This window comes from Mycobacterium colombiense (genome assembly GCF_003284935.1).
GTDB classification, from domain to species: Bacteria; Actinomycetota; Actinomycetes; order Mycobacteriales; family Mycobacteriaceae; genus Mycobacterium; species Mycobacterium arosiense_A.
The window spans coordinates 1-2862 of sequence record NZ_QMEV01000142.1 but is presented as its reverse complement, the minus strand read 5'-3'; the positions used below and the strand labels follow the sequence as shown (position 1 = coordinate 2862).

2 protein-coding genes and 1 pseudogene are annotated in these 2862 nt (G+C 65.0%); 1 reads left to right on the top strand and 2 read right to left on the bottom strand.

Annotated features, from left to right (window positions below; all coding sequences use genetic code 11):
- The coding region (locus tag DQP57_RS26425; protein ID WP_112635860.1) for a hypothetical protein at positions 1–507 on the bottom strand (507 nt) is incomplete at its 3' end.
- A gap of 318 nt (positions 508–825) precedes the next feature.
- Here DQP57_RS26425 and arc point away from each other — a divergent pair.
- Positions 826–2655, top strand: a complete 1830-nt coding sequence (gene arc, locus DQP57_RS26420; protein ID WP_112635862.1) for a proteasome ATPase — start codon at positions 826–828, stop codon at positions 2653–2655.
- 52 nt (positions 2656–2707) lie between these two features.
- On the opposite strand, the pseudogene DQP57_RS27395 reads toward arc, so the two are convergent.
- Positions 2708–2862, bottom strand: a pseudogene (locus DQP57_RS27395) (IS30 family transposase); the annotation flags it as partial.

The following is a 2862-nucleotide window of genomic DNA, read 5'->3' as shown; positions in this document are numbered from 1 at the left end:
CGACTTCCCCAGCGCCAACAGCATTTCGGCGGTGTGTCGCGACAGTTGCCAACCGCCCTGGAAGGGGGTGAACTCCATCGGGAAGGTGAAGTTGGCGTTGTTGGCCTGGGCGGTGTGAACGGCGATGGTGGCCTTCACGTTGGACGGATTCTTGTCCGACCATGCGATGTCGTTGGCGTTGAAGGTCATCGGCACATAGCCGTTGTCGCGCAAAGCGTTGGTAAATCTGTCCAGTGTGGCCGCGCTCTCCGGCGTCGCACTCTCCACCAGATTCACCTTGCTGGCGCCCGGAACGTTCGGGTCGGCCAGTCGCGTGAGCACGTCGGTGAGGGCCTCGGGCGGCGGCAGCGGAGCCGTGACGGGCGCAGCAACCTGGCTCGACGTGGCCGGGGGGAGCGAAGAGGCGGGCGACGAACCGCTGTTCGAGTGCGGCGACGAACACGCCGCGAGTCCGACCGCCGCCAGGGCGGCGGCGGCGCTCAGCGCTACGGGCAGTGGCCGGTGCATCCAGTCGGTTCGCGGGCTAGGCGCCTCTGGCCGCTTCGCGAAGGACGGGGGTCGCTAAGGTCGGGCCGATGGGTGCAACGGAAGTCACGGCGGCACAGGGGGCGACGACGGCGGCGCGGGTCGAGCCCGTGGCGAGGCTTTTTGCGGTCACTCCGGCACCTCCCAAGGCCCTTTCGATCATCACGATTAGTGGCCGAGATTACCAGCGTGACGAAAATCTTATCTTTTCGTGGGTATTTGACTCCGCACATCAATCGGCAATCGCCGGTAGCTTTGAAGTATCCGCCGCGCCAATTCGGTGTGGGAAAGGAGCGCACGATGGCTAGCTCAGAGCGTTCTGAAGCTTTCGGAACACCGCACGAATCGAACATGTCCAGCGGCGACGAGGCCGAGTTGGAGCAACTACGCCGCGAGGCGACCATGTTGCGCGAGCAACTCGAGCACGCCGTCGCCTCGCATGGCGCTGCCCGCTCCGCCCGCGATGTGCATCAGCTCGAAGCGCGCATCGACTCCCTCGCGTCGCGGAACTCGAAGCTGATGGAGACCCTCAAAGAGGCCCGCCAGCAACTGCTTGCGCTGCGCGAGGAAGTGGATCGGCTGGGGCAGCCGCCCAGCGGCTACGGCGTCCTGCTCGCCACCCACGAGGACGACACCGTCGACGTGTTCACCTCCGGCCGCAAGATGCGGCTGACCTGCTCGCCGAACATCGAAGTCCCGTTGCTGCGCAAGGGGCAGACGGTCCGGCTCAACGAGGCCCTGACCGTCGTGGAGGCCGGCACGTTCGAATCGGTGGGCGAAATCTCCACGTTGCGTGAGCTCCTGGCCGACGGGCACCGGGCCCTGGTCGTGGGGCATGCCGACGAGGAACGCATCGTGTGGCTGGCCGAGCCGCTGGTGGCCGAGGACCTTCCGGAGGGGCATCCCGACGCGCTCAACGACGACACCCGGCCGCGCCGGCTGCGCCCGGGTGACTCGCTGTTGGTCGACACCAAGGCCGGGTACGCCTTCGAGCGCATCCCCAAGGCCGAGGTCGAGGACCTGGTGCTGGAAGAGGTGCCCGACGTCAGCTACGAGGACATCGGTGGCCTGACCCGCCAGATCGAGCAGATCCGCGACGCGGTGGAGCTGCCGTTCCTGCACAAGGAGCTGTACCGCGAGTACGCACTGCGCCCGCCCAAAGGTGTGTTGCTCTACGGTCCGCCCGGTTGCGGTAAGACGCTGATCGCCAAGGCCGTGGCCAACTCGCTGGCCAAGAAGATGGCCGAGGTGCGCGGCGACGACGCCCGCGAAGCCAAGTCCTACTTCTTGAACATCAAGGGACCCGAGCTGCTCAACAAGTTCGTCGGCGAGACCGAGCGGCACATCCGGCTGATTTTCCAGCGCGCCCGCGAAAAGGCGTCGGAAGGCACACCCGTGATCGTGTTCTTCGACGAGATGGACTCGATCTTCCGGACCCGCGGGACCGGGGTGTCCTCCGACGTCGAGACGACCGTGGTTCCTCAGCTGCTCAGCGAGATCGACGGTGTGGAGGGGCTCGAGAACGTCATCGTGATCGGCGCCTCCAACCGCGAGGACATGATCGACCCCGCGATCCTGCGGCCCGGCCGTCTGGACGTGAAGATCAAGATCGAGCGGCCGGATGCCGAAGCGGCGCAAGACATCTTCTCGAAGTACTTGGTCGAGTCGCTGCCGGTGCACAGTGACGATCTGGCCGAGTTCGGGGGCGACCGGTCGGCCTGCATCCGGGCGATGATCGAGAAGGTCGTCGAGCGGATGTACGCCGAGATCGACGACAACCGGTTCCTGGAGGTCACCTACGCCAACGGTGACAAGGAAGTCATGTACTTCAAGGACTTCAACTCCGGGGCGATGATCCAGAACGTCGTCGACCGCGCCAAGAAGAACGCGATCAAGTCGGTGCTCGAGACCGGCCAGCCCGGTCTGCGCATTCAGCACCTGCTGGACTCGATCGTCGACGAGTTCGCCGAGAACGAGGACCTGCCCAACACCACCAACCCCGATGACTGGGCGCGGATTTCGGGCAAGAAGGGCGAGCGGATCGTCTACATCCGCACCCTGGTCACCGGCAAGAGCTCGAGCGCATCGCGGGCCATCGACACCGAATCCAACCTGGGTCAGTACCTGTAGGAGCCCAAGCCGCGCCGACACTTAAACCACGCACACGACACGCCGGGCGGATTCAAGCGGTGGATGCAACAGTTGGTGGGTTTGAGAGTATCTCGTCGAGTATCTGGGCGGGTGTTTTGAAGCCGTGACGCTTTCGTGGGCGGGTGTTGAGCTGCAAGGCGACATAGTCCAGGTAGTCGGCGGGGTAGACCGATAGGTCGGTGCCTT